Consider the following 7,666-nt stretch of genomic DNA (forward strand, 5'->3'; position numbering starts at 1 on the left):
GCCGGCGTGAAGTGACAAGGCCTTCCGGATTCCTCGAGAGGGAAACGCACGTATGAATGAGGAAAAGCTCCGCTACTTTCTCAAGCGGGTGACCGCCGACCTGCATGAGACCCGGCGCCGCCTGCAAGAGGTGGAGTCGGAGGACCAGGAGCCCATCGCGATCGTCGGCATGAGCTGCCGCTACCCGGGCGGGATCGGCTCGCCCGAGGACCTGTGGCGGCTGGTGGCCGAGGGCGGGGACGGCATTTCCGAGTTCCCCACCGACCGCGGCTGGGACATCGGGCGGCTCTTCGACGACAATCCGGACGGCGCGGGCACCAGCTATGTCCGGGAGGGCGGTTTCCTCCACGACGCCAACTACTTCGACCCGGCGTTCTTCGGCATCAATCCGCGCGAGGCCCTCGCGATGGACCCCCAGCAGCGGCTGCTGCTGGAGACCACCTGGGAGGTGTTCGAGCGGGCGGGCATCGACGCCACCTCCGTGCGCGGCACCCGTACCGGTGTCTTCGCGGGCGTCATGTACCACGACTACGCCTCGCGGCTGCGCGCCGTGCCGCCCGGTGTCGAGGGCTACCTCGGCACCGGCGGCTCCAGCAGCATCGCCTCCGGCCGGGTGGCGTACACCTTCGGCCTGGAGGGGCCCGCGCTCACCGTCGACACGGCGTGCTCCTCGTCGCTGGTGACCCTGCACCTGGCCATGCAGGCGCTGCGCAACGGCGAGTGCTCGCTGGCGCTCGCGGGCGGTGTCACCGTGATGTCGACACCCGGCACCTTCACCGAGTTCAGCCGCCAGCGCGGGCTGTCCTTCGACGGCCGCTGCAAGTCCTTCGCGGCGTCGGCGGACGGCACCGGCTGGTCCGAGGGCGCGGGCATGCTGCTGGTCGAGCGGCTGTCCGACGCCCGCCGCAACGGCCACAAGGTGCTGGCCGTCGTCCGGGGCTCGGCCATCAACCAGGACGGCGCGTCCAACGGCCTGACGGCGCCCAACGGCCCCTCCCAGCAGCGCGTGATCCGCCAGGCGCTCGCCAGCGCCCGGCTGACGGCCGACCAGATCGACGTGGTCGAGGCCCACGGCACGGGCACCACGCTCGGCGACCCGATCGAGGCGCAGGCGCTGCTCGCCACGTACGGCAAGGAGAAGCCCGCCGAACGGCCGCTGCTGCTCGGCTCCATCAAGTCCAACGTCGGCCACACCCAGGCCGCCGCCGGTGTCGCCGGGATCATCAAGATGGTCAAGGCCATCGAGCACGGCTATGTGCCCAAGTCCCTGCACATCGACGAGCCGTCGCCGCATATCGACTGGTCGGCCGGGGCCGTCTCGCTGCTGACCGAGGGCCGGCCGTGGCCGGAGACCGGCCGTCCGCGCCGCGCCGCCGTGTCGTCCTTCGGCATCAGCGGCACCAACGCCCACCTGATCATCGAGCAGCCCCCGGCGGAGGACCCCGAGGACGAGGAGGAGACCGCGGCGGCCCCCGGCGAGGGCACGGCGGCGACGGAGGCCGCGGTCGAGGAGACGGCCGAGCCCCGCACTCTCCCCCTCCTGCCGTGGCTGGTTTCCGGCAAGGGCGAGGACGCGCTGCGCGCCCAGGCCGCCCGGCTCCACGCCTACGTGGCCGAACGCCCCGATCTCGACCCGGTCTCCCTCGGCCACTCCCTGGCCACCACCCGCGCCGCCCTGGAGAACCGCGCCGCCGTCATCGCCGGTGACCGCGCCACCTTCCTCGACCGGCTCGCCGCGCTCGCCTCCGGCGAGCCCGCCGCCGGAGTGGTCCAGGGCGTGGAGACCCGGGGCAAGCTGGCGTTCCTCTTCACCGGCCAGGGCAGCCAGCGGCTCGGCATGGGCCGCGAGCTGTACGAGACGTACCCGGCCTTCGCGGAGGCGCTGGACGCGGTGTGCGCCGCGCTCGACCCGCGTCTCGAACGGCCGCTGAAGGAGGTGCTGTTCGGGGACGACACCGCCGCGCTGGACCGGACCGGCTTCACCCAGCCCGCGCTGTTCGCCGTCGAGGTGGCCCTCTTCCGCCTCGTCGAGTCCTGGGGCCTGAAGCCGGACGTGGTCTCCGGCCACTCCATCGGCGAGATCGCCGCCGCACATGTCGCCGGGGTGCTCTCGCTCGACGCCGCCGCCCTGCTGGTGGCGGCCCGGGGCCGCCTCATGCAGCGGCTGCCGGGCGGCGGCGTGATGATCGCCGTCCAGGCGTCCGAGGACGAGGTGGCGCCGCTGCTCACCGAGCGGGTGAGCATCGCAGCGCTCAACGGCCCGACGTCGGTGGTCATCGCGGGCGACGAGGACGCGGCGCTGGAGATCGCGGCGGGCTTCGAGGCCCAGGGCCGTAAGACCAAGCGGCTCACCGTCAGCCACGCGTTCCACTCGCCGCTGATGGACCCGATGCTGGAGCCGTTCCGCAAGGTCGCGGAGAGCCTGACGTACGAGGCCCCGAAGATCCCGGTGGTCTCCAACCTCACCGGCGGCATCGCGCCCGCCGCTGAGATCGCCACCGCCGACTTCTGGGTCCGCCATGTCCGCGAGGCCGTGCGCTTCCTCGACGGCATGCGCGCGATGGATGCGCAGGGCGTCACCACCTACCTCGAACTCGGCCCGGACGGTGTGCTGTCCGCGCTCGGCCAGGAGTGCCTGGCGGGCGAGTCCGAGCAGGTGGCGTTCGCCCCCACCCTGCGGTCCGGCCGCCCCGAGGCCGAGACCCTGACCACCGCCCTGGCCACCCTGCACACCCGGGGCACGGCCCCCGACTGGGCGGCGTACTACGCGGGCACCGGCGCCGAGCGCGTCGAGCTGCCCACGTACGCCTTCCAGCGCGAGCACTACTGGCTGGACGCGGGCACCGCCTACGGCGACGTCTCCTCGTTCGGCCTCGGCACCGCCGACCATCCGCTGCTCGGCACGGCCGTCTCCCTGGCGGACGCGGAGGGCTTCCTCTTCACCGGGCGGCTCGCGCTGGACACCCACCCCTGGCTGGCCGACCACGCCGTCATGGGCGCGGTGCTGCTGCCCGGCACCGCGTTCGTGGAACTGGCGGTGCGCGCCGGTGAGCAGGCCGGATGCGATCTGGTCGAGGAGCTCACCCTGGAGGCCCCGCTGATCCTGCCCGAGCGGGGCGGGGTCCAGCTCCAGATCGCCGTGGGCGCCCAGGACGACACCGGCCGCCGCACCCTCGCCCTCCACTCCCGCCCCGACGAGGCCGGAGACGACGAGCCGTGGCTGCGGCACGCCACGGGCGCCTTGGCGGCGGGCACGGCGGAGGGTTCGTTCGACCTGAGCGCCTGGCCGCCCGCCGGGGCGGAGCGTATCGAGACCGACGGCCTGTACGAGGGCCTGGCCGAGGCGGGCTTCGGCTACGGCCCGGCCTTCCAGGGCCTGCGCGCCGCCTGGCGCGGCGACGGCGAGGTCTACGCCGAGGTCGCCCTCCCCGAGGACACCGAACCCGGCGCCGCCCTCTTCGGCCTCCACCCGGCCCTGCTGGACGCCGTCCTGCACACCATCGGCCTCAGCGACCTGACCGAGAACCCGGGCCAGGGCGGACTCCCCTTCTCCTGGACCGGCGTCCGCGTCCACTCGGTGGGCGCCGACACGGTACGCGTCCGCCTGTCACCGGCCGGAAACGGCACGGTGTCCCTCCAACTCGCGGACGTGACGGGCGCCCCGGTGGCGTCGGTCGACCGCCTGGCCCTCCGCGCGGTCTCCCAGGATCAGCTGACGGCTCCGGGCACCGCCTCCGACGCCCTGTTCCGCGTCGATTGGACCCCGGCCCCGTCCCTGTCCGAGCAGGTGTCCCCCGACCGCTGGGCGGTGGTGGGCCCCGAGGTTCCCGGTCTCGGAACGCTCGGCGGTGAGATCGCGGCGTACCCGGATCTGCGTGCGCTCGCCGAAGCGGTCGCTGCCGGAACGGCGCTGCCGGAGCACGTCGTGGTTTCCCTGACAGGGGACAGCGCGGCACCTGAAGGCCCAGGTGCGGCAAATCAAGCCCGTCCGGCGATTGAGGACCGGGGTCCAGGGGCGGAGCCCATGGTTACGGGGAGGGGCGGGATTGGGGAAAACCCCGCCACCACGGCGCACCAGACCACGGCGCAGGCGCTGAACCTGCTCCAAACCTGGCTGCCGGACGACCGCTTCGCGAACACCCGTCTCGTCATCCTCACCGACGCCACCAACAACCTCGCCCACACCGCCGCCCACGGCCTCATCCGCTCCGCCCAGTCGGAAAACCCCGGCCGCATCACCCTGGTGGACCTCGACGCCCACCCCGACTCCCTCGCCGCCCTCCCCGCCGCCCTCGCGTCCGGCGAGCAGGAACTCGCGGTCCGGGAAGGCACGGTCAAGGCCCCCCGCCTGGCCCGCGCCACCACGCGGCCGGAGACCGAAACCCCCGAGTGGAACCCGGACGGCACGGTCCTGCTCACCGGCGCGACCGGCACCCTGGGCACCCTCTTCGCCCGCCACCTCGTGGCCGAGCGCGGCGTACGCCACCTCCTACTGGTGAGCCGCCGAGGCGAAACCGCCCCCGGTGCCGCCGAACTCACCGCAGAACTCGCAGAGTTGGGCGCCGAAGCACACTGGGCCGCCTGCGACGTAGCGGACCGGGACGCCCTCGCGGCAACCCTCGCCGCCATCCCGGCAGAACACCCCCTCACCGCCGTCGTGCACACCGCAGGCATCCTGGACGACGGCGTCATCGCGTCCCTCACCCCCGAGCGCCTGGCCACCGTCCTCCGCCCCAAGGCGGACGCGGCGTGGAACCTCCACGAGCTGACCCAGGACGCGAACCTGGACGCCTTCATCCTGTTCTCCTCCGCCGCAGGCGTCTTCGGCGGTGCCGGCCAGGGCAACTACGCGGCGGCCAACGCCTTCCTGGACGCCCTCGCCCAGCACCGCCATACCCAGGGCCTGCCCGCCACCTCCCTCGCCTGGGGCCTGTGGGCCGAGCCCGGCGGCATGGCCGGAGACCTGGACGAGGCGGAGCTAGCCCGCCTCCAGCGCGGTGGCATCGCCGCCATCACCGCCGACCAGGGCCGGGAGCTGTTCGACCTGGCGGACGCCACGGACAACGCGCTGCTGGTCCCCATGCCCCTCGACCTGGCCGCCCTTCGCACCCAGGCGAGCGCCGGAATGCTGCCGCCGCTCTTCCGCGGACTCGTCCGCGTCCCGCCCCGCCGCGCCGCCCAGGCCGCCGCCGCGAAGGATGGCGCGCTCGCCCAGCGACTGGCCGGGGCGGCGTCCGACGCCGAGGCCGAGGCCATCGTCCTCGGCCTGGTCCGTACCCAGGTGGCGGCCGTACTCGGCTACGCCGGGCCCGAAGTGGTCGAGCCCCAGCGCGCGTTCAGCGAGGTCGGCTTCGACTCGCTCACCGCCGTGGAGCTGCGCAACCGCCTGACCGCCGTCAGCGGCGTCCGGCTCCCCGCCACGCTGATCTTCGACTACCCGACCCCCGCCGCCCTCGCCGCGTATCTGCGGGCCGAGGCCCAGGGCAGCCAGGAGGACGCGGCCGCACCCGTGGCCGCCGCCACCGCCCACGACGACGACCCGATCGCGATCGTGGCGATGAGCTGCCGGTTCCCCGGCGGGGTGACCTCGCCCGAGGATCTGTGGAAGCTGGTGGCCGAGGACACCGACGCCATCACCGACATGCCCACCGACCGCGGCTGGGACATCGAGTCGCTCTACGACGACGACCCCGACCAGCAGGGCACCAGCTACGCCCGCAACGGCGGATTCCTGCACGACGCCCACCACTTCGACCCCGTCTTCTTCGGGATCTCGCCGCGTGAGGCCCTCGCGATGGATCCGCAGCAGCGGCTGCTGCTGGAGACCACCTGGGAGGCGTTCGAGCGGGCCGGGATCGACCCGGCGACGGTGCGCGGCAGCCGGACCGGTGTCTACACCGGCGTCATGTACAACGACTACGGCACTCTGCTGCATCGCGCCCCCGACGGCCTCGAGGGCTACATGGGTACCGCCAGCTCCGGCAGCGTCGCCTCGGGCCGGGTGTCGTACACCTTCGGTTTGGAGGGCCCGGCGGTCACGGTCGACACGGCGTGCTCGTCGTCGCTGGTCACCCTGCACATGGCGGTGCAGGCGCTGCGCAACGGCGAATGCTCGCTCGCCCTCGCGGGCGGTGTCACCGTCATGGCCACCCCCGGCACCTTCGTGGCCTTCAGCAAGCAGCGCGGCCTCGCGACCGACGGCCGCTGCAAGCCCTTCGCCGCCGCGGCCGACGGCACGGCCTGGGGCGAGGGCGTGGGCATGCTGTTGGTGGAGCGGCTGTCGGACGCGCGTAAGAACGGCCACCCGGTGCTCGCGATCGTGCGTGGCAGTGCGATCAACCAGGATGGCGCGTCGAACGGTCTGACGGCGCCCAACGGCCCGTCCCAGCAGCGCGTCATCCGGCAGGCCCTCGCCAACGCCCGCTTGTCCGCCGCCGATGTGGACGTCGTCGAAGCACACGGCACGGGTACGACGCTGGGCGACCCGATCGAGGCGCAGGCGCTGCTCGCCACCTACGGCCAGGAGCACACCGAGGACCAGCCGCTCTGGCTGGGCTCGGTGAAGTCCAACTTCGGCCACACCCAGGCCGCGGCCGGTGTCGCCGGGATCATCAAGATGGTCAAGGCCATCGAACACGGCGTGCTGCCCAGGACCCTGCACGTGGACGAGCCGTCCCCGCACGTGGACTGGTCGGCGGGCGCGGTGTCGCTGCTCACCGACCGGACGGAGTGGCCGGAGACCGGCCGTCCGCGCCGGGCCGCGGTGTCCTCGTTCGGCATCAGCGGCACCAACGCGCACACCATCATCGAGCAGGCCCCGGCCGAGCGGCCCACGGCCGCCGACGCCGCCGCACCCGACGAGCCCGGTCCGCTGCCGTGGATCCTGTCCGGCAGGAGCGAGGCGGCGCTGCGTGCCCAGGCCGAGCGGCTGCTGGCCCACCTCGACGCCGACCCCGCTCCGCGCCCGGCCGACGTCGGCTACTCCCTGGCCACCACCCGCGCCGTCCACGACCAGCGCGCGGTGCTGGTCGGCACGGACCGCGAGGACTTCACCCGCGCCCTCACGGCACTCGCCCGGGGCGAGGCGGCGGCCCAACTGGTCCAGGGCACCGGAACGGCCGGCAAGACGGCGTTCGTGTTCCCGGGGCAGGGGTCGCAGTGGGCCGGGATGGCGGTGGGGTTGATGGACGCCTCGCCCGTCTTCGCGTCCCGTATCCACGAATGCGCCGCCGCGCTCGCGGAGTTCACCGACTGGTCGTTGGTGGAGGTGTTGCGTGGTGTGGAGGGTGCGCCGTCGCTGGAGCGGGTGGATGTGGTCCAGCCGGTGTTGTTCTCCGTGATGGTGTCCCTCGCCGAGCTGTGGCGTTCGCTGGGTGTCGTCCCGGCGGCCGTGGTCGGCCACTCGCAGGGTGAGATCGCGGCGGCGTGCGTGGCGGGGATTCTGTCGCTGCGGGACGCGGCGCGTGTGGTGGCGCTGCGCAGTCAGGCGATCGGCCGGGTGCTGGCGGGCAAGGGCGGCATGGTGTCGGTGGCGCTTCCGGTGGCGGACGTGCGGGAGCGGATCGCGTCGTGGGGTGAGGAGCGGATCTCGGTGGCGGCGGTCAACGGGCCGTCGTCTGTTGTGGTTTCGGGTGAGCCCGAGGCGCTGGATGAGCTTCTGGCGTCC

1 protein-coding gene is annotated in these 7,666 nt (G+C 73.4%); it reads left to right on the plus strand.

Annotated features, from left to right (window positions below):
- Positions 1-52 precede the first annotated feature (52 nt).
- Positions 53-7,666 (plus strand): type I polyketide synthase (locus tag NP777_RS44975; RefSeq protein WP_256655986.1); only part of this gene is annotated, 7,614 nt, incomplete at its 3' end.

The sequence above is a fragment of the Streptomyces rugosispiralis genome (assembly GCF_024505145.1).
Taxonomy (GTDB): domain Bacteria; phylum Actinomycetota; class Actinomycetes; order Streptomycetales; family Streptomycetaceae; genus Streptomyces; species Streptomyces rugosispiralis.